18 protein-coding genes are annotated in these 20,783 nt (G+C 53.6%); 11 read left to right on the top strand and 7 right to left on the bottom strand.

Features of this window, described 5'->3' with window-relative positions:
- The first annotated feature begins 57 nt into the window (after window positions 1-57).
- The 3 genes from BM205_RS00640 to BM205_RS24685 all read left to right on the top strand — a co-directional run bounded on the left by BM205_RS00640 (window position 58) and on the right by BM205_RS24685 (window position 4,502).
- Window positions 58-1,038 (top strand): MBL fold metallo-hydrolase, encoded by a 981-nt coding sequence (locus tag BM205_RS00640; protein WP_092411749.1) that lies wholly within the window; start codon window positions 58-60, stop codon window positions 1,036-1,038.
- 165 nt (window positions 1,039-1,203) lie between these two features.
- The gene (locus tag BM205_RS00635; protein WP_092411748.1) at window positions 1,204-2,640 is read left to right on the top strand and encodes a catalase; all 1,437 of its coding nucleotides are present in this window, start codon (window positions 1,204-1,206) and stop codon (window positions 2,638-2,640) included.
- A gap of 47 nt (window positions 2,641-2,687) precedes the next feature.
- On the top strand, window positions 2,688-4,502 hold the full coding sequence (locus BM205_RS24685) for an FAD-dependent oxidoreductase (protein ID WP_305763950.1): 1,815 nt from the start codon (window positions 2,688-2,690) through the stop codon (window positions 4,500-4,502).
- Here BM205_RS24685 and BM205_RS00625 read toward each other — a convergent pair.
- Together BM205_RS00625 and BM205_RS00620 are read right to left on the bottom strand one after the other, a co-directional pair.
- On the bottom strand, window positions 4,488-5,111 hold the full coding sequence (locus tag BM205_RS00625; protein ID WP_175511104.1) for a response regulator: 624 nt from the start codon (window positions 5,109-5,111) through the stop codon (window positions 4,488-4,490). The two genes, BM205_RS24685 and BM205_RS00625, sit on opposite strands and share 15 nt — an antisense overlap.
- Before the next feature lies 1 nt (window position 5,112).
- Complete coding sequence (locus tag BM205_RS00620; protein ID WP_092411747.1) at window positions 5,113-6,513, bottom strand: sensor histidine kinase; 1,401 nt, start codon at window positions 6,511-6,513, stop codon at window positions 5,113-5,115.
- 322 nt (window positions 6,514-6,835) lie between these two features.
- Here BM205_RS00620 and BM205_RS00615 point away from each other — a divergent pair, with 322 nt between their 5' ends.
- Window positions 6,836-7,753 (top strand): LysR family transcriptional regulator, encoded by a 918-nt coding sequence (locus BM205_RS00615; RefSeq protein ID WP_092412600.1) that lies wholly within the window; start codon window positions 6,836-6,838, stop codon window positions 7,751-7,753.
- A gap of 93 nt (window positions 7,754-7,846) precedes the next feature.
- On the opposite strand, the gene BM205_RS00610 is transcribed toward BM205_RS00615, so the two are convergent.
- Entirely contained in the window at window positions 7,847-8,830 is a 984-nt protein-coding gene (locus tag BM205_RS00610) for an alpha/beta fold hydrolase (RefSeq protein ID WP_092411746.1), read from the bottom strand.
- Between the two features lie 979 nt (window positions 8,831-9,809).
- Between BM205_RS00610 and BM205_RS00600 the strand changes: the two genes are divergently transcribed.
- From BM205_RS00600 to BM205_RS00575, 7 genes are all read left to right on the top strand, one after another.
- Entirely contained in the window at window positions 9,810-10,388 is a 579-nt protein-coding gene (locus tag BM205_RS00600) for a TetR/AcrR family transcriptional regulator (protein ID WP_092411744.1), read from the top strand.
- Window positions 10,389-10,663: 275 nt separating this feature from the next.
- Complete coding sequence (locus tag BM205_RS00595) at window positions 10,664-11,917, top strand: NADH:flavin oxidoreductase/NADH oxidase family protein (RefSeq protein ID WP_092411743.1); 1,254 nt, start codon at window positions 10,664-10,666, stop codon at window positions 11,915-11,917.
- Window positions 11,918-12,040: 123 nt separating this feature from the next.
- Window positions 12,041-13,693 carry a GMC oxidoreductase gene (locus tag BM205_RS00590; protein ID WP_092411742.1) on the top strand — a complete coding sequence of 551 codons (1,653 nt, stop codon included), beginning with the start codon at window positions 12,041-12,043 and terminating at the stop codon, window positions 13,691-13,693.
- Entirely contained in the window at window positions 13,671-13,829 is a 159-nt protein-coding gene (locus BM205_RS24185; RefSeq protein WP_175511103.1) for a hypothetical protein, read from the top strand. The genes BM205_RS00590 and BM205_RS24185 overlap by 23 nt, the downstream gene beginning before the upstream one ends.
- 36 nt (window positions 13,830-13,865) lie before the next feature.
- Window positions 13,866-14,891 carry an alpha/beta fold hydrolase gene (locus BM205_RS00585; protein WP_092411741.1) on the top strand — a complete coding sequence of 342 codons (1,026 nt, stop codon included), beginning with the start codon at window positions 13,866-13,868 and terminating at the stop codon, window positions 14,889-14,891.
- Window positions 14,892-15,001: 110 nt separating this feature from the next.
- Window positions 15,002-15,847 (top strand): alpha/beta fold hydrolase, encoded by an 846-nt coding sequence (locus BM205_RS00580; protein WP_092412598.1) that lies wholly within the window; start codon window positions 15,002-15,004, stop codon window positions 15,845-15,847.
- A 66-nt stretch (window positions 15,848-15,913) separates the two neighbouring features.
- A complete protein-coding gene (locus BM205_RS00575; RefSeq protein WP_092411740.1) occupies window positions 15,914-16,294 on the top strand; it encodes a helicase in 381 nt (126 codons plus the stop codon).
- A 171-nt stretch (window positions 16,295-16,465) separates the two neighbouring features.
- On the opposite strand, the gene BM205_RS00570 is transcribed toward BM205_RS00575, so the two are convergent.
- The 4 genes from BM205_RS00570 to BM205_RS00555 form a co-directional block, all read right to left on the bottom strand.
- On the bottom strand, window positions 16,466-17,188 hold the full coding sequence (locus tag BM205_RS00570) for a haloacid dehalogenase type II (protein WP_092412596.1): 723 nt from the start codon (window positions 17,186-17,188) through the stop codon (window positions 16,466-16,468).
- 62 nt (window positions 17,189-17,250) lie between these two features.
- Complete coding sequence (locus BM205_RS00565) at window positions 17,251-18,255, bottom strand: NADP-dependent oxidoreductase (protein ID WP_092411739.1); 1,005 nt, start codon at window positions 18,253-18,255, stop codon at window positions 17,251-17,253.
- Window positions 18,256-18,355: 100 nt separating this feature from the next.
- A complete protein-coding gene (locus tag BM205_RS00560; protein ID WP_092411738.1) occupies window positions 18,356-19,960 on the bottom strand; it encodes an FAD-dependent oxidoreductase in 1,605 nt (534 codons plus the stop codon).
- 44 nt (window positions 19,961-20,004) lie between these two features.
- Window positions 20,005-20,709 carry an OmpW/AlkL family protein gene (locus BM205_RS00555; RefSeq protein ID WP_092411737.1) on the bottom strand — a complete coding sequence of 235 codons (705 nt, stop codon included), beginning with the start codon at window positions 20,707-20,709 and terminating at the stop codon, window positions 20,005-20,007.
- Window positions 20,710-20,783 lie beyond the last annotated feature (74 nt).

Raw genomic sequence — 20,783 nt, 5'->3', positions numbered from 1 at the left:
AAATTAAGTGCATTTCTTAGTAGTTGACGGGGCACGACCAAACATAGAGGGATACAAATGATTCGCAAATTATTCGGTTCAAGTCGTGCGTCCGGGCTGGTTGCTGGCATCGCATTTGCCGCAATCAACGTACTGGCAAGCTTGTCAGCGCAAGCCGCAGCTCCTATGGCGCATAACCCGGCCCCGGCGTTTTACCGCATTATGGTTGGTGAATTCGAGATCACGGCGTTGAGCGATGGCACCGTCGATCTGCCGATGAATAAACTGTTAAATCAAAATCAGAAAAAAACCGATCAGGCCCTGGCCCATGCGTTCGAGCAGAGTCCACTTGAAACCTCTGTAAATACTTACCTGGTCAACACCGGGAGCAAGCTTATTTTGATTGATACCGGCGCCGGCAATCTATTTGGACCGACCTTAGGGAAGTTGATAGCAAATTTGAAGGCATCGGGATACCAACCCGAGCAGGTTGATGAAATCTACCTCACTCACATGCATCCGGATCACGTGGGAGGCTTAATGACGAATGGAGCGATTGCATTCCCGAACGCGTTACTGCGTGCAGATCGGCACGAATCCGAGTTCTGGCTGAGCCAATCGAACATGGATCAAGCCGCACCGGATAACAAAGGTTTTTTTCAGGGGGCAATTGCGTCGGTGAATCCATACGTCAAGACCGGGAAATACAGTCCATTTGATGGGAATACAGAGCTGGCGCCTGGAGTGATTAGTATCCTTAGTCAAGGTCATACGGTTGGACATACTAGTTATTTGATACAAAGCAAGGGGCAGAAATTGCTGCTGATCGGTGACCTGATCCATGTGGCCGCCGTGCAGTTTGATACACCGTCTGTCACCATTGCATTTGACAGTGACCAAAAGCAGGCTGCTGCTGAACGGCTGCAAGTTTTTTCCAGTATCGCTAAGGATGGCATCCTGGTCGGTGCTGCGCATCTGCCGTTTCCAGGCTTGGGGCATGTAGGCGCGAATGGCAAAGGATTTCGCTGGATCCCAGTGAACTACACGCAAATACGGTAATTTCGCCTGCCTATATTTTAGGCATGAAAAAGCTGGATTTATCTGGAATTTTTTCGGCAAAATCTTGCAGATCCCGATCCAAATGCATGGAGAAAAGTGTGCTTTCGGCAGGTGGAAGCGTAGGGCAACGGGGCTATTCTGATACAACTTAACCCCGGAGAAATCATGAAAAAACTTACTACTGCAGCTGGCGCCCCCGTCGTTGACAATCAAAACATTCAGACTGCCGGGCCGCGCGGCCCGGTTCTGCTGCAGGATATCTGGTTCCTTGAAAAGCTCGCGCATTTCGACCGCGAAGTGATTCCTGAGCGCAGGATGCACGCGAAAGGGGCAGGCGCATATGGCAGCTTCACCGTGACGCACGATATTACCGGCTATACCAAAGCAAAACTGTTTGCTGAAGTGGGCAAGAAAACCGCAATGTTTGTTCGTTTCTCCACAGTGGCAGGTGAGCGCGGCGCTGCGGATGCAGAGCGCGATATTCGCGGTTTTGCAATGAAATTCTATACGGAAGACGGGAACTGGGATTTGGTGGGTAACAATACCCCGGTGTTCTTCATGCGAGATCCACTCAAGTTTCCGGATCTGAACCACGCGATCAAGCGCGACCCACGTACAGGTTTGCGCGATGCGAACAGTAACTGGGATTTTTGGAGCATGTTGCCAGAAGCCTTGCATCAGGTCACAGTGGTCATGAGTGATCGCGGCTTACCGCGCACTTACCGTCATATGCACGGGTTTGGCAGCCATACCTACAGCTTCCTGAATGAAGCGAATGAGCGCTTTTGGGTGAAATTTACATTCAAGACCCAGCAAGGCATTGAAAATCTGAGCGACGCTGAAGCTGAAGCATTGGTTGGCCGCGATCGGGAGAGCGCGCAACGTGATTTGTACGAGAGCATCGAGCAGGAGAATTTTCCGCGCTGGACGTTGTTTGTCCAGGTTATGCCAGAGGAAGATGCTGCGACTTATCACATCAATCCATTCGACTTGACTAAGGTCTGGCCACATAAAGACTATCCGCTGATCGAGGTCGGCGTGATGGAATTAAATCGCAACGCTGAGAACTTTTTTGCAGAGGTCGAGCAAGCTGCATTTAATCCCGCTCAGATCGTGCCTGGCATCAGTTTTTCCCCGGACAAGATGTTACAGGGGCGGCTGTTTTCATACGGCGACGCGCAGCGTTATCGATTGGGCGTAAATCATCATCAGATTCCAGTCAATGCGCCGAAATGTCCTTTCCACAGCTATCATCGGGACGGCCAGATGCGGGTGGACGGCAATCAGGGGGGAACAACCGCTTATGAACCGAACAGCGTTGGCGAATGGCAGGACCAACCGGATTTTCGTGAGCCTCCCTTGGCTATCAGCGGGGCGGCAGGCCATTGGAATCATCGCGTTGACGAGGATTATTACTCACAGCCCGGAGCGTTGTTCCGGCTGATGACGCCGGTTCAGCAACAGCTACTCTTCGATAATACCGCCCGTGCAATGCGCGGTGTCTCCGATGAAGTGAAGGCGCGTCACGTCGGCAACTGCCACAAAGCCGATCCGGCATACGGGACTGGCGTAGCCGAGGCCTTGCGCAAGATCGCGTCGTAATCGATTGATATTCGCTGCCGGGGCAGCGCCCCTGGTTCGGACCCGGCATGGCGAACGCAAAACATCCGATCGTTCAATCCATTTTGGGTTTAATAATCATGAGTGATCTAGATAACGCCGGCGTCCCGTCCGCCGATGTTTCAGGGCAGAATTTTCAATCTCCCGCATCGCGCCCCCAGGCAGGTAGAACACCGATTGCAAATCCAGTTGATATCGAGAGCCGTCGAAAACAGATTTTCCCGGTACTGACAATGGCTGAGATAAGCGCAACAATGCGCTTTGGAGTCGTACACCATTGGCGTCCAGGCGAAACTATTTTCCAGGCGGGAAAGGCTTCCGGCGGCATGCATGTGATCCTGGCAGGTTGGGTGGTGATTAGCCGGCACGATGGCCTGAATCGGCAATTTACGGTTGCCCATCACGGCCCGGGGGAGTTTACAGCGGAAATCAGCCAGCTATCGGACCGGCCGTCGCTCGTTGAAGGCACTGCTATCGGCGAAGTAAGTACTTTGCAGATCAGCTCATCGATGTTACGTCGTTTGATCGTCAATCACGCAGATTTGGGCGAGCGTATCATGCGCGCGTTGATTTTGCGTCGCATGAATCTCCTCGATACCGGGGAGTGCGGCCCGGCCCTTGTCGGCCCGCTCGGCAACCCGGATATGGTGAGGCTTCAAAATTTCCTGACTAGCAACGGCTATCCGCATACCGTGCTTGATCCAGACGATGACCCTGCGGCTGCAGCGCTGCTTCAGGTTTATGCGCCGGCGCAGCAACATTTGCCCTTGGTGATTTATCCGGATGGAGGAGTCGGCTTTAACCCCAGCGAAAACGCTTTGGCAAGGAATCTGGGGATGTTGCCTCTGTTGGAAAGCTCTCAGGTATATGACGTCCTCATCGTCGGCGCAGGGCCGGCGGGACTGGCAGCAGCAGTCTATGCAGCGTCGGAAGGCTTGTCAGTTCTAGTCCTTGAGCAGCGCGCTTTTGGCGGCCAGGCGGGAGCCAGCGCCCGAATCGAAAACTACCTTGGTTTTCCAACAGGAATATCCGGTCAAGAGTTGGCTGGTCGCGCTTATGTTCAGGCGCAAAAATTCGGCGCAGAAATTGTAGTTCCGCTAAGCGTGGTTGATTTGTGCAGTGGTAGCACACCGCGTCGTGCTGTATTGAGCGACGGCAGTTATGTCCAGGCAAAAACGGTGGTGATAGCGTCTGGCGCGCGCTATAGGCGCCTGGATCTGGCGGGGGCAGAGCGCTTCGAAGGCAGAGGTATCCACTTCTGGGCATCGCCCATCGAAGCAAAGCTTTGTTTTGAACAGGAAATTGTATTGGTGGGAGGCGGAAATTCAGCAGGGCAGGCGGCCGTTTTTCTCGCATCGCATGCGTCCAAGGTACACATGGTCGTACGCGGATCTGGATTGACGGACAGTATGTCTGCCTACCTGATAGAGCGCATCGCAACAACGGAAAACATAAGCCTTCATACCGATTCAACTGTGTCTGCGTTGGATGGCTCTGACAAAGGGCTTGAAGCGGTCAGGTTGTTACAGCACGGTTGCGAGAGAATAATTTCTACGTCCAGGCTGTTTTTATTTATCGGCGCCGAACCTCAAACGGATTGGTTGCATAGCTGCGGATTGACTCTCGATCAGAAAGGTTTTGTCCTTGCCGGGCAGGCCGCCAATGCCGGAGTTGCTGGCGCTTCTGGATTAGCGACGAGCGCGCCGGGAATATTTGCTATAGGCGATGTGCGTGCAGGTTCCGTTAAACGCGTTGCTGCAGCCGTTGGCGAGGGAGCTGCCGTAGTTGCGCAAATTCACGCCTATCTCAGCACTTCAGATAGCCTCACGTCAAAAGATGCTTAGCAGGCCGCGTCGGGCCGCAACAGTTGCTGCTTCGGTCCGACTTGAAACATTGAGCTTCGCAAGGATATTGTTCACATGGAATTTTACGGTACCCACTTCAATCCCGGCGCAGCGGGCTATCATCTTGTTACTCTTCCCGGTGGCCAGATGAACGAGAATTTCCAGCTCGCGTTTTGATAGTCTGTTTGTCTCCATCCGCTCGGCCAATTTCGATGCAACTGCAGTCGGCAAGAATTTGCTTCCTGCGGCGACAGTCTTTATGCACTGGATCAGTTGCTCCATTCCTGCGTCTTTGAGCAAATATGCTTGTGCACCCGCGTGTAGACCCCGGTAGACATCCTCTTCGCCTTGGTACGATGTTAGGATCACGATACACGCGTTGGGATTTATGCGACGAATACGACCGATTGTTTCAACCCCGTTCATTTCCGGCATATTGAGGTCCATGAGAACCACGTTTGGACGCAATTGATCGTAATAATCCAATGCCTGTGGTCCGTCCGAGGCCTGAGCCACCAGATGAAACCCGGGTGTAGCATTAATCAACGATGTAAGACCCGCGAGTATCAGCGGATGGTCGTCCGCGATCAGAATTGAAATGGTTTCCATATCACGTAAATTTTTTGTCGGAATTGAGAATTTTGTTATTGCCGGACATTCCAATACACGCTCCGTCCGACGGCAAACTGACATGGAAGGAAGTGCCGTTTGGTTGTCGAGATGTGCACCAAATCCGCCCGCCATGAGCCTCAACAATTGAACGGCAGATTGTCAGCCCCATACCCATACCTTCGGTCTTGGTCGAAAAAAGAGGATCGAACAGGCGTTTAGCTGAATTGGTGTCGATACCTATCCCATTGTCTTCGATGCTAATCCGGAAGGCCCCTGAGGTATCTATGATTGCAGTTCGGACTTCCAATAAGCGCATTCTGTACTCGATGCCGCTCATTGCGTCAATCGCGTTCAATAACAGATTCATCATGACCTGTTGCAATTGCGTTCGGTCGGCATTGAGCAGCCGCGTACCAAGCGTCAGTTGCGTGCAGACTCTGATCTTACGGCTTTGTAATTCAGAGCGCAGTAGTAGTAACACCTCACGAATTGCATCGTCCACCACAACGGGAGCAAGTTCAGGCCCCGATTTGCAGGCCATGCCCCGAATGCTTCGGATCACGCTCCCCGCCGAGTTGCCAGCTTGAAGTATCAGCTTTAAGGCATCCTCTGCCTGGGCCACCTGAGCCGGCTCCTGCCGCAGCCAACATAGAGCAGCCTCGGCATTCAATACGATGGCGGCCAGAGGTTGACTGACTTCATGGCCCATTGATGCGGCAAACTGACCCATTGCCGTTATCCTCGCCACACGCGCGAGCTCGCACTGTGCAAGGCGTAATGCTTCATCGGAACGTTTTTGACTGCTAACGTCCATAATCGAGCCGAAAAATTCCAGCTTTCCAGCACGATTGATTTCGGCCCTTCCGACGCTTCGCAGATAACGTAGGGTGCCGTCGGGCAGCGTAATGCGAAATTCTCGTTGCAGGCTTTGGCCCTCGTTTAGCGCCTCGTATATTTCGCTTTCAACCTGCGGCCTGTCGTCGCAATGGACGCGCTCCATGAATTCGTCGATAGTAACTGCATGGGGTGGAGGATCAAAATCCAGAATTCGAATCAGCTCCTCGCAACAATTAATTTCACCGGTTTCAATATTCCATCGCCATATGCCGGATTGGGTAAGCATCCGCGCGATTTCGAGAGACGTTTCGCTGGCTTTCAAAGCATCTTCAGTGTTTCGGCGACGTTCATTTTCCAATTGCAATTGATTGGATAGATGGGCGTTTTCGAGCAAAAGCGCTGCTTGTGTCGGTAACAGCTCTTTTGGAAGACTGCATAGTGGCACACCTCCTGGATCGGGAGAAATAACCCGGTGCAAGACTATCAATCGGTTCACATTCAACGGGACGAGTTTCGACGCCGAATAATCGATCACAGGCCGGCTGTTCAATATTGCATTCATACGTTTGTACGATTCAATTTTTGGTTCATGCGGTCAGGTGTGATGCGCATTGTTTTTAAAAAAAACGTGTATCAATTGTGAGAAGCTGATAGAACAATTCGTTAAGATAAAAACGAAGGAATATTGAAATTATGCTTCGCGAAGCGGGATTGTCGTTTATACGAAAGGGGTATTGATATTGATCTTTGTGTCGGTTGGGTTAAAGGCGCGAACAGGATGTTTCTTGGGCTCATTTTAGGGAAAATTCGATCAAAGATTGTTATGGTTCACCCGCCCTATACTGTATGATTTAATTGAACAATCCAATCTTGAGGAGAGCTTCGTGGATCGCCTGAAAGCTATGCAGACCTTCGTCCGAATTGTTGAGGCCAACAGTTTTTCGAAAGCAGCCGAAACGTTAAATTTGCAACGTGCGTCATTGACTGCGACATTGCAAAACCTGGAGGCTTTTCTGGGAACCCGGCTTTTGCAAAGATCTACTCGCCGCCTGTCCCTGACGCCGGATGGCGCCGAGTATTTTGAAAAATGTACCGAAATCCTTGCCGCTATCGAGGAGGTTGAAAGCAGTTTTCGTGATCATAGCCAGACGGGGCCTAAGGGTAAGCTACGTCTCGATATGCCGGGCGCCGTTGGACGCCATGTGGTGCTTCCTCGCATTGCCGAGTTCTATGATGCGTACCCTGAGTTGGAACTGGTCTTAAGCCTCACGGACCGCTTGGTTGACATGACACAGGAGGGTGTCGATTGCGCTCTGCGTGCCGGGACCCTGCAAGACTCTTCTCTTGTCGGCCGACAGATTGGCTGCATGCAGTTCGTCACTTGCGCGTCGCCATCTTACTTGAAACGTTACGGTACCCCCCGCACGATTGACGAACTGCAGCACCATCGCATGGTGACACACTGTTCTGGAAGAACCGGACGGGCGTTCGATTGGGACTTCCAGGTGGAGGGGGAGGTGGTAAAAGTCGAGATGACGAGCTTCGTCTCGGTAAATGACGCCGATGCTCATGTTACTTGCGGTCTTCAGGGTCTCGGCCTGATGCAGCCGGCACGTTACCAGGTACGAGAATATCTAGACAGCGGTGATTTGGTGGAAGTCTTTTCTCAATGGTTGCCAGTACCCATGCCGATATCATTGTTATATCCACAAAACCGAAGAAATGTGGCAAAGCTTCGATTATTCGCCGATTGGGTAGAGGAAATTTTTCGTCAGCACGTCGATTTCAACGAGCCGAAATAATCAGCGCTGTCATGCGTCGAGATTTGTGAGTTGCCTCGCACGATTCTCTTTCTAGTCGGCACTGTATGAGTTACAGCGCCGACCATGCATCGTTTAGGACTTCAAGAATGCGAGCAAATCTGCATTCAATTTATCTTTGTGAGTAGTTGGCAAACCATGAGGTGCGCCCTCATAGATAAGCAACTTCGCGTTTTTGACGATTTTCGCAGAAGCCTTTCCGGACGTATCGATGGGCACAATTTGGTCATCGCTGCCATGGACGATCAGAGTTGGCATATCCATTTTCTTCAAATCTTCGGTGAAGTCGGTTTCCGAAAATTGTTTGATGCAATCGTACGCGTTTTTAATCCCGCACTGCATGCCTTGAGCCCAGAATGTATCGCGGACACCTTGGGAAGGCTTGGAGCCAGGGCGGTTGTAACCGTAAAACGGGGTCGTCAAGTCCTTGAAGAATTGTGAGCGATCGGCCAGAACCGAACTCCGAATGCCGTCGAATACGGACATCGGCAAACCGTTAGGATTATTGGCGGATTTAACCATTTGCGGAGGCACTGCACCTACTAGCACCGCCTTGGCGACCCGCTTGCTTCCATGGCGTCCGATGTAACGCGCTACCTCGCCACCACCGGTGGAGTGGCCGACCATAGTCGCGCCTTTCAAGTCCAATGTATCCATTAGTGTTGCCAGATCGTCGGCATATGTGTCCATATCGTTGCCTGTCCAAGGTTGGCTCGACAGACCATGTCCGCGACGATCATGCGCAATTACGCGATAGCCGTTAGTGGCCAGAAACATCATTTGGTCTTCCCAAGCGTCGCCCTGCAGTGGCCAGCCATGGCTGAAAACGACAACCGGGCCGGTTCCCCAGTCCTTGTAATGAATCAGCGTGCCGTCTTTGGTTGTGACTGTGTTGCCCGTGTGTTTGCCGACACTGGCGCCAGACGCCGGTGTGGCGGGCGCCGCAACGGCGTTCGAAGATGCCAGAACGGCGGTGGCCGCGCCAGCAGCAACGCCTGCTGCGGAGACCAGTAATTTGCGGCGCGAGCTGATTTCTTCACGTTCGATTTTCTTGGACATGATATTGGCCTTTCTTGGTGAATGGTAGAGGTACGTTAAATACTGCGACGCTTGAATAAGCAATGAGAAGTCTAGTCACGCGGCGAGTATCCTGCTACTACCAAAAGACCAGTATTCGGAGTTCGGTCGTCGGCGAAATGATCATCTCGAACTCATCTAGTTAACCTGACACATTCACGTTGCAGCGCTCGACGGCTTTACGTTGTTTAACCCGATACATTTACGTTTGAGCGCTGTGCGTACTGCAAATAGCCTTGTGTATCTGCGACGACGATTTGACATAATACAAATTATGCGAAGTTATGATGTAGAAGCAAAGTTATAGTCGCCGTTGAAAAGAAAGAATAAAGAGCGCTCCGAACTAATTCTCCTACAAAAACGTGCTGCTTAGCAGGCGCGCCCCTCGAAACCGAAACAGCTCCCGGTCTCGATCGAACCAGGACAGTCCCTTGCTGATTGCTAGTTGCGGGTCCTTCGAGAGTTCCTTATCTATCAGAACATCAGGCGCTTCAGGGTTGTAGGTGATTGGCGTCGACATGAGTGCAATCAATAGGTTGGCGTGCAATGATATTAGTGCAAAAATAGTAATCATACTTACAATTCGGCATCGTTCTGTACAGAATGATTAAAACGGACACCTCTCAATCAACGGACCACAACAAGGCGCTGTAGGATCCAGATCACTCTTCTGCCCCTTCGCGACAATCGACTGTCAGATCGAGCGCACAGCCTTGTCCCAGCTCGCCCTGCAACCCCGCGTATATCGCCTGAGTCGAATTGGCCGGACTGGAGGCAGGAGCGGTCTTTCATCCGGTCTATTGTTGGGGACAGGCGCGAGCCACTACAACTTAACGCGCGACCTTTCTCTTTTCTGAGGCACACTCCCCCTATTTATCACACGCAAAAAAGCTTGACTCCCATTAAATTATGAGTATACTTTAAACGTGCGATCATAATTCAATGAGAAAGAACAACTTCTATGCGTTACGTAAAGGGACAAAAAGAACTGACGCGCTCGCGCATTCTCGAAGTCGCCTCGCGGCGTTTCCGTGGCGAGGGAGTTGCGGCGGTTGGCTTGGCCGGAATTATGTATGACGCAGACCTTACCAATGGTGCCTTTTACGTCCACTTCAAGTCGAAGGAAGATTTGCTCCAGGAGGTTATCGTCGACACCTTAAACCGCAGGCTTCAAGCGATGATTGCAGCATCAGCGGAAGGCTTGGGGCTGGAACAAGGGATTCGTGACTACCTCAGTCCTCAGGCGCGCGACGCTGCTGATGAGGGTTGCCCAACAGCTGCGTTGGTTGCCGAAATAGCCCGTCACCCCGAGGAAACCCGCGACTTGTTCACTCGTAAAATTGGCGAATTTCTCGATTTTATCGCCAATAATTTGCCAGGACGCGACCCCATTACCCAGCGCAAAGATGCAGCTGCGCTTTTCGGCATGATGGTCGGCACTTTGCAGCTCGCACGCGCGGTAAGTGACAAAGCAATGTCAGACCAAATTCTTGAGGGTGGAATTGAGGCTGGACTCGCAATCGTTCGAAGGCAGCAGTAACAAATCGGCAGGGACAATTTTGAGGTTGTTGAATAAATTAACACGGGCGATCGACAGCAGTTGCTAGCGAAGTCTGTCTATAATATTCGCAAGTAGCGAAATCACTCTGGACCTGTTGGCGTCCGATCCAGGGTTGCAGATATTTGGGCGCCTTATTTTTTGGTCTTATTAAATTACGATCATACTTTTAAAAAGTATTGGCCTTGGCTGTGAGCGGCAGAATATTTGCGCCTCAGACTGACAATGCCCCATCCCGAAATACATGAGGTTCCAACATGGCTGATTTTTCCTCTATTGATACCGACTTGTTGACCCGGCCCCTGCTCCTGCAGAATGGCTACGTCATCCGCAACCGCTTAGCGAAGGCGGCAACGAGCGAGACTCTGGCCACCTATGCCAACAATCCGACACCGCATCTCGTCCGGCTATACCGACGCTGGGCATCCTCAGGCGTCGGATTGCTCATCACCGGGAACGTAATGATCGACCGCAGGGCGCTGGGCGAGCCCGGCAACGTGGTAATCGAGAACGAGGCAGATCTGCCTTTGCTTCGACAATGGGCGCGGGCGGCAACCGATCATGGTGCCTCGATATGGGTTCAACTCAACCACCCTGGCAAGCAGTCGGCCAAAGGTCTGAATGTCAGCAATCTCGCGCCATCGGCTGTGCCATTCAGCAAGGATCTGACAGCGCTCTTTGAGACCCCGCGTGAGGCCACTTCTGCTGAGATCGAGGACATCATCCAACGCTTCGGACGCAGTGCTGCCATCTGCAAGAAAGCCGGCTTCAGCGGCGTGCAAATCCACGGAGCGCATGGTTATCTGATCAATCAATTCCTGTCGCCGCACCACAATCAGCGCAATGACGAATGGGGCGGCACTCCCGAAAAGCGGCGCCGCTTCGTGCTGGCCGTCTACTCCGAGATTCGGCGGCAGGTTGGTTCGGACTTTCCCGTCGCCATTAAGCTCAATTCGGCGGATTTCCAGCGTGGAGGATTCACCGAAGAGGAGTCGCTGGCGACAGTTCAGGCGCTAGTCGATGCAGGAATCGACCTTGTCGAGATATCAGGCGGGACCTACGAAACAGGTGTCGCCCAGCCGCAAAAAGCGTCCACCATTGCGCGCGAAGCTTACTTCATCGAATTTGCTGAAAAGGTGCGCGCCACAGTGACGGTACCTCTAATGGTCACCGGAGGCTTTCGCAGCGCAACCGGTATGAACGCCGCGCTTCGCTCTGGGGCTGTCGACGTCATCGGCATGGCGCGGCTGATGGTCATCGATCCTGATGCGCCAATGGCGTTGTTGCAAGGGCGGGACAGCAAGCGGCGTGTACGCCCGATCAAGACGGGGATAAAGCAGATTGATCGCCTGGGCATTATGGAAGTCCTCTGGTACACCCTACAGGTAAAACGAATCGCCAATGGTGGCGAGCCGCGACCCAACGAAAGTGGTTTATGGGCCTTTCTGAAAACACTTGTGATGAGCGGTTGGGGCACGTTCCGGACCCGACGTCTACGTGCTCGGGCATAGGCGAATTATGAGAGGCGGTTTTTCACGCCTAATAAAAAAAATCAAACGGAGACAAACCATGTACATCCTGCATACGTATGCGCGAATAAAGAGTACCACCGGCGCAGCCCCGAGGAACTCGCAATGAATGCTTCCTACGACTTCGACTACATCGTCATCGGTTCGGGTTTCGGCGGCAGCGTATCAGCGTGCCGCCTTACCGAAAAGGGCTACTCCGTCGGCGTCATGGAGATGGGGCGGCGCTGGAACGCAACGGATTTTCCCAAGTCCAACTGGGATGCGCGGCGCTGGATCTGGCGACCGGGTGTGCGGATGTTCGGCTTCTATAACTTGCGGCTGTTCCGCCACATGATGGTTTTGTGCGGCAACGCGGTTGGCGGCGGCTCCATCACCTACGCCAACGCCCTGCTCGTTCCATCTCTCAAAGTGTGGGGCCAGGGTTCTTGGGCCGGCCTGAAGGACTGGAGTCGCATCATGCCACAGCACTACACCACCGCGGAGCGCATGCTGGGTGTTACCGCCAATAAGCTGCTGGGCGAGGCCGACTTTCGGCTCAAGAGGATGGCAGACATATACGGCGTGGGCGACACCTACTACAGTGGCCGCGTGGGCACCTTCTTTGCACCAGAGGGAGAAGCTGGCGGCAAGACCTACCCAGACCCCTACTTCGGCGGCGAAGGCCCTGAGCGTGGCACTTGCGTTGGCTGTGGCGGCTGCATGGTAGGTTGCAAGCACAACGCCAAGAACACGCTGGACAAAAACTACCTCTACTTCGCTGAAAAGCGTGGCGCTCAGGTCTTTGCTGAGACGAAGGTGGTGGACGTGCGCCCTCTCAATGGCAAGCTGGACGGCAGCGACGGTTACGAGGTTCACACCGAATGCTCCACCGCCGTGTTCAACAAGCAACGGCGCAGCTTTCGGTGCCGCAGCGTGGTCTTCGCTGCTTCATCATTGGGAACGGTCGAACTCTTGTTCCGGCTCAAGCAGCGCGGTTCGCTGCCGCGCATCAGCGACGATCTCGGCAATCGCGTTCGTACCAACGCAGAGTCCCTCATTGGCGTGCGTTTTCCCGGGAACGACATGAGCATGTCGCCAGGCGTTGCTGGCGGCGCCGCCATCTACATCGATGAGCACACCCACATCGGGGTAGTACGCTATCCCGAGGGCTCGGATGCGACGGGGATGATGATGACCCTGCTGACCGGCGGACGCGCCGGCTGGAGCCGCATTCTCATTTGGCTGTGGACTTTGCTGAGCCATCCGTTGAAGGCGCTGCGTGCGCACAACCCGATCGGCTTTGCGCGCCAGACCATGCTGTTGGTGGTGATGCAAACATTGGATGGCTACATCGACCTGCGGCTCAAGCGTCGCTGGTACTGGCCGTTCAGCAAGCTGCTATGCACGGAAGGCGCGCCGCTTCCCGCGTATCTCCCCGACGCGAATGCGTTTGTCGAAAAAGGTGCCAAAGCACTTGGCGGCACTCCCTTGACCTTGTTGACAGAGATCCTGTTCAACATTCCGACCACGGCGCACTGCATTGGCGGCTGCGCGATGGCTGACTCTCCAGAGCGCGGCGTGATCGACGTGCAAAACCGCGTCTTCGGCTACCAGAACATGTTGGTTTGCGACGGCTCCATGCTCAGCGCCAACCTAGGTGTGAACCCTAGCCTGACCATCACGGCGCTGACCGAGCACGCGATGTCCCACGTTCCAGCAAAAGCCGTCCTTGAAACCACTCCTTTGAGAATTCGCCATGGCCAAGCCTCGTTCGCCTGACATCAATCTGTTGAATCAGCCGTCGCGCCTGCCCAGTATGCCGACTTCACGGCGCGCGGCGCAGGCGCCATTCCAGGTTCGCGTAATAAGGCGCGGACCTTTTGTCCAAGGTGTCTTGCGGCAGGAGCCGCAGTAACACATCGAGAAATTTTAAACTCTGGAGATCCATGCAATGCGTTATTTACTGAAGCGTCATTTATTGAAAGCAAGCGTACTGGCACTCACCCTGGCCACACCATTCATTTCACAGGCTGCGGGTGCAAGTAACGGTTCACCCGATAGCAATTTAGCGGTGGTTGGCGCAAGCAATGATTCACTCGACAGCGCGAAGATCAGCAAACCGCCGATCGAACAAGCGTTGGAGGTCAACTGGAAAACCGTGCCAACGCAATTCATCTCTGCTGGTGGAGTTGAATTCGCATACCGGGAGCTAGGAAAGCAAAATGGCGGTACGCCAGTAGTGTTTCTTGGCCACTTGGCTGCCGTCCTGGACAACTGGGACCCCCGAGTCGTGGACGGCATTGCTGCGAAGCATCACGTAGTCGTTTTCGATAACCGAGGCGTCGGAGCATCGAGCGGCGCATCACCCAAAACGATAGAGCAAATGGCAGACGATGCCACCACCTTCATCAAAGCGATGGGATTCAACCAAGTTGACCTCTTCGGCTTTTCGATGGGTGGAATGATTTCCCAGGAAATTGTGTTGAAAGATCCGCAACTCGTCCGCAAAATGATACTCGCGGGAACTGGGCCGGCCGGCGGTAAGGGCATCAGTGATGTCTCCGGAGTGTCGAATTTCGAACTTCTCCACGGCCTCATTACGTTCCAGGATCCGAAACAATACCTGTTCTTCACCCGCACTCCCAACGGCATCGCGGCCGGCAAGGCGTTTCTGGCGCGGTTGAAGGAACGCACGGAGAACCGTGACAAAGAGATCACATTTAGCGCGTACTTCGCGCAGTTACAGGCGTTGAAGGCCTGGGGGCAAAAAGAGCCTGCTGATCTATCAGTGGTCAAGAACCCCGTCCTCATCGTCAATGGCGACAATGATCGAATGGTCCCAACCACAAATACGCATGACTTGGCTCGGCGGCTTCCGAACAGCACTCTCGTCATCTATCCCGACGCAGGCCATGGCGGGGTGTTTCAGTTCCATGAGGAATTCGTGCTTGCGGCACTCGAATTTCTTGCGCGATAGGACTCTGAGGCCCGATGGGACAAACGCCGTTTCAGCCAGAGATCTCGTCGCGCAACAATAACAATGGCTCTCATATCAATGCTTACCGTTACCAACAGGAAGATCAGAACATGAACGATACCCACCTCACCGCCCCAACCCACTTCGTAGAAGTGGATGGAGATAAATTCGCCTATCGCCGCTGGGGCAACAGTACTACAGGACAGCCGCCGCTATTCTTTCTTCAACATTTTCGCGGAGGCATGGATCACTGGGATCCCCTCATGACAGACGGCCTGGCGGCAGGACGCGAAGTGATCCTCTATAACGGTCGAGGCATTGCATCCTCTTCCGGCAAGCCCCGCACTCGAATGGAGCATATGGCCGACGACGCAGCAGCGGTCATACGAGCACTCGGTCTGCGCAAGGTCGATGTTTTAGGTTTCTCCCTGGGTGGCTTTCAGGCTCAGGACCTGACGCGACGTCATCCTGATCTGGTCCGCAAACTCATGCTGCTCGGCACCGGTCCCCGTGGCGGAAATCCGGATTCAGATCCGGGTGTGCTGGAGGCCGCTCCGCGCCCAGTCCCGACCGTGGAGGATTTCTTGTTCTTGTTCTTTGGTCGGTCCGAGGCCGCGCAAAAGGCCGGGCGCGACTTCTGGACCCGCCGTCATCAACGTGCAGACCAAGACCCTCCCAGTTCCCCGGAAGTAATACAGGCTCAGATTGAGGCAAACATGTACTACTTGCCGAAACTCGATCCCAAAGAGCCATTCGCTCACTTGCGCGAAATCAAGCAGCCGACGTTCATCCTTAACGGCGTGAACGACGTGATGGTTCCGACAATTAATTCCTGGCACATGGCCCAGAACATTCCGAATGCGCAGTTATTCATTTATCCCGATGCTGGCCATGCGGCTCAATTCCAGTACCCTGAACGCTTCTTAAGACACGCCATTCAGTTTCTCGAAGAGTAATACCGAGAAATGTACAAAACCTTGCTCAAGTCATTTTAATAGCACGTGGATTAGGAAAAAACAATCATGCTAAAGTTCAAATTTTTACTGTGGGTCCTAACGAAGTTACTGCAGAGAGCTGTCAGAAATAACCCGGCGTGCGCCAAGTATGTACAGGGCAAGAAGCTGATATTCCAGATAAGAACTCTTGGAGGGATTGGTCGTTATTTCATCATAGAGAACGGCGCAGTGAGTTCTGTCGCCGGAATTACCAAGGCACCAAATTTCACCATGTCCTTCAGAGATGCTGCCAGGGGTTTTGCGACACTTTCCGCAAAGGATAGCAAAGAAGCCTTTTTGGCAGCGTTGCATAAAGAAGACCTCACAATCAGCGGCGACTTTGTTGAGGTGATGTGGTTCCAAGGATTGACGGAATACTTGCAGCCTAGCAAAAAGCAAGAGCACTAAAGAGATCATCGAAGATGATTTCTCGACTTGGGATATAAGTATCTGTTCTGATGGTGCCGGAAGCTGCAGGGCAGACCATGCCGGTTATCCTTGCCGCTGAGCGGTTCAATTTATTTTGGAAGAGTCAGATCGGCAAACCGCAGATCCCGACTAATTTGTCCAGTTGCTCGCTCAACAATTGAGAACACTCGCAAGCTCCACCAGATCCTTTGCATGAAGCGTGTTGCTGGCGTGCGGAGACACATCCTTGATTTGAGAAGGACCATATTCCAGCGGCCTTTCGATGTAGGCGGTCTTCAATCCGCACGCGCGGGCATGCGCCAAATCATCTTGATGGGCCGCGACCAACATCACCTCGCCTGGCTCGACATCGAATATATTCGCTACGCCCAGGTAAGTCGCCGGGTCTGGCTTGTACTTATGAAATACTTCGGCCGAAAGGATACAGTCCCATGGCAAGGAGGCATGTTTGGCCATATTGGCGAGTAATCCAATATTGCCGTTCGATAAGGTGCAAATCGTGTATTGCGATTTCAGCCGCCGCAGTCCCGTCACCGTGTCCGGCCAGGCCTCAAGTCGATGCCAGGCCTTATTCAAATGTCGCTTTTGATCCTCCCTTAAGTGCGTTACGTTGAATTTCGCAAGAAGATCATCCAGTATCATTCTGTGAAGATCGTCGATCGACGTCCAACCAAGCTCTCCGGACATCACCTGTTGCATGGCCGGCATATAGCCGGCCCGCCACGCCAGTGCGAATTTGTCGGGGTCGACATCCAGATTCATCAGGCAAATTTCCCGCATGATGCTCTTATGCCAATCAACCACCGTTCCAAATACATCGAAGGCGATGACCTTAATGTCTTCAGGCGTTTTTAGCTGCCCATTCTCTTGCATGAATCTGTTCCCCATAATGCGGTTGCCCGTAACGTTACTGCGCTCTTCGATGCAGCCTCCTGCTAAGCACACACCTTGATCACGACCTTGCCTTTGGCACGGCCCGTCTCAACATAGTCCAGCGCTTCCGGGGTGGAGGCGAACGGAAAGATCTTGTCCACCACGGCGCGGATGGTCCCGGCATCTATCAGTTCAGCGATTTGCTGCAGTTGCTCGCCATTGGCGCTCATAAACAAAAAGACATAGCTGACTTGATGGCGTTTTGCCAGTTTTCTGATCCGATAACTGAGCATGCCCATGGCCACTCTGACGAACCATGGCGCGCCGCTCGCTCTGGCAAAATCTGGATCCGGAGGGCCGGAAATCGAAATCAACTTACCACCAGGCTTGAGCACACTGATTGATTTCATCAGGGTTGCACCGCCCTGCGTGTCCAGCACGACGTCGTAGTCATGGAGCACGGCCTCAAAATCTGTATGTTTGTAGTCGATGACGACATCGGCGCCCAAGCGCTTGACCCAATCGCGGTTCGCGGCACTGGTAGTGGTAGCGATGTACGCCCCCAGATGTTTCGCTAGCTGAATGGCAAAAGTGCCGACGCCACCGGAGCCCGCGTGGATCAGCACTTTCTGCCCCTTCTTCAGGTTCGCCTTCTCGATCAGCGCCTGCCATCCCGTCAAGCCGACCAGCGGAATGGATGCGGCGTCTTCCATATTGAGTGTCGCCGGCTTGAGCGCCAGCGTATCCTCGCGAACTGCAATGTATTCGGCGAAAGCGCCGATTCGGTCCTGCCCCGGTCGCGTATACACTTCGTCACCCGGCTTGAAACTTCGCACGCGCGCGCCCACACGGACAACGACCCCGGCCAGATCATTCCCGAGTATCAGCGGCAAGCGGTAAGGCAGTACTAATTTGAGCGCGCCGCTGCGTATTTTCAGATCCAGCGGATTGACGCTGGCGGCATGAATTTGGACCAGCACATCATCGTCGCGCAGTTCCGGCTCCGGCATCTCGCTCGCGCGAACTACGTTGCTGCTGCCATATCGGTCAATTACGAATGCCTTCATTCTATTCTCCAGTGTTCGATTTCCATAGATGCGGATGTTGTCGAGCGCGGCGCCATGCTCCCAGTGTACTCGTACGCCGGGACGGGCCGTGATCTGTTCCCTAAAATGTCCCCTGCCCCACAGTCGGAATCTGCGCCATTGCATACTCTGCCAACGCGGTGATAGTCAGCGCCGGATTGACACCGGGGTTGGCCGGCATCGCGGCACCGTCGCAGACCAGCATGTTCTGGTAGCCAAATACCCGCAAATGCCGATCAATCACGCCGGCTGAGGCATCGAGCCCAATAACGGCACCGCCCAGCACATGGGCGGTGGTCGGAATGTCGGCCAGCGCCTCCAGCACGTTGCTTTGGGCAATACCACCTGTATGTCGGGCCAGCCACTGAGCAGCTTTGTTAGCCACTTCGATGTAAGTCGGGGTTGGTTTGTCGCGATTCTGCTGGGTAACGAGGCGGTAGCCCCGCCCCAACCAACGCTTCCTGGGACGCAGCGCGATCGCGTTGTCTAGCGTCTGCATCACCAGCAGTGTCACCATATGCCGACTCCAGCCCACCGGCCATACTGTCTTGAGCCAGTTCACAGGGTGCAATGCAATGTTGGTCAACCATTTTAATGGCCGGGTCAAGCGCCCTCCGTTGCCAACCAACACCGTGTACATCAGGCTCATGAAGTCGGCGTTGCGACCGTAGGTGAGAAACTCTATATGGGTGTTCTGATCGACATGCACACTGCTGCTGGCAGTGACATCGTTCCACGTCTTGATATCCTTGGGTAAACGCACGTTCAGAACCGACTCGCTGTTGGTACGCACCAATTCGCCGAGACGGTCACTGACGCGGGGTAGCGAGCCGCCCAGTTTGCAGTTGGCCAGCAATTCGTTGGTACCCAGCGCCCCACCCGCGAAAACCAATCCGTGCGCAGTATGGGTCTGGCGATTCCGGGCGAACCAAGCGCCGGGACGCTGCGTGGTCACGTGATAGCCTTCACTGCCATCGGGAGCTCCCAAGGGACGTACATCAACGACCTCACGCTCAGCCAGGATCCGTGCTCCGCGTTTTTCTGCAAACCACAGGTAGTTCTTCAACAGTGAATTCACAGCACCTACACGACAACCGACCATGCAGGCGCCACACCGCGTGCATCCGGTACGGTCAGGACCTTCACCTCCAAAATAGGGATCCTTGACCGTCTTGCCGGGCTCTCCGAAAAACACCCCGGTTGGAGAGCGGGAAAATCTCTCTTCGCTCCCGAAATGTCGCGCCATATCCCGCGCCAGTTGTTGATTGGTTGAGTCGAATGGGACAGTCTTGACGCCAAGCATGCGTTCGGCCGTATCGTAGTGCGGCTGCAATAACCCGTCCCAGTTACCGAGTTCACGCCATTGCGCGTTTGCGAAAAACTCTGGGCGGGCACGGTACAGTACACCGCCGTACACAGTGCTCCCACCGCCGACACCGGATTGACTTGGAAAAAAGACATGCCGGAAGACTTTCATGCGCATGACACCCCTTAAGCCTATAGCGGGAGCCCACAAAAACTTGTGCAGTTGCCACGTCGACTTAGGCAGATCTTCGTCTTGAAAGCGTCGGCCGCGCTCGAACACGCCGACGCGATAGCCCTTTTCCGCCAAACGCAACGCCGACACGCTACCGCCGAAGCCCGAGCCGATCACCAGCCAATCGAAGTCGAATGCAATCTTGGTCATGCTACTGTCCGGTTGAAGGTTTAAAAAAATAAACTGGCTATACGTCAGAATTTATAACCGATGGTTAAGCCGAATATGTGCGGAGAGTCCTTGATAGCGACTTGCCGGGCGATCGCACCAATACCCGGCGTCTGTGTGACAACAGTCGCCGAGGTTTTTAGGCGAAACGTGGAGTACTCCATATTGATGCACCATTGCTGGTCAATCGGATACTCAAAACCTACCCTTGCATAAGGTCCTAAAGCACTTTTCAAGTTGATAGCGCTGCTGCTACCTTGAAATGCGTTTGTATAGGCGGGGCTTGACCGCTGATCAGTGAAAAAAGTGTAGGTCATGCCCATCCCCACGTACGGTCGGATGACGGGAAAGTCGACGAAGGTGTAGCGCACCATAGCGGTCGGAAACCAGATACGCGCCTTCGCGACTGTTCCCACGGGCGTCGCAACTCCTGCACCAACGGCTGTAAGAATAGGAGGAATCCCTACCTGTAATTGAGCCGCCCAGTTACTGGACAGACGCCGCTCATAGCTAATAGCCAAGATGTCTAAGTCCTTAGCTCCGATCTTAAGACCAGGTGGCGTCGTTCCCGGTGGTCCAGTCAGATCCCCAGATTGAATATTGAACCGAACCTTGGCATATCCAATCCTGACCGAATTATTGTCAATATCGTCGGCATACGCTGCGCCACACAACGTCGAGGCAATTGGCAACACTGCGACAACAGAGGTAATGAGTTTTTTCGCTTGCATTTTATTTTGTCTCCTGATGTATCTGATGAATTTTTTTTATATTCAAAACGACCGGCAACCGATATCAACCATCA

Origin of the sequence: Collimonas sp. OK307, from assembly GCF_900113705.1 — a bacterium.
Classification (GTDB): Bacteria; Pseudomonadota; Gammaproteobacteria; order Burkholderiales; family Burkholderiaceae_D; genus Collimonas.
The sequence above is the reverse complement of the archived record's forward strand: the minus strand, read 5'-3'. Positions and strand labels throughout refer to the sequence as shown.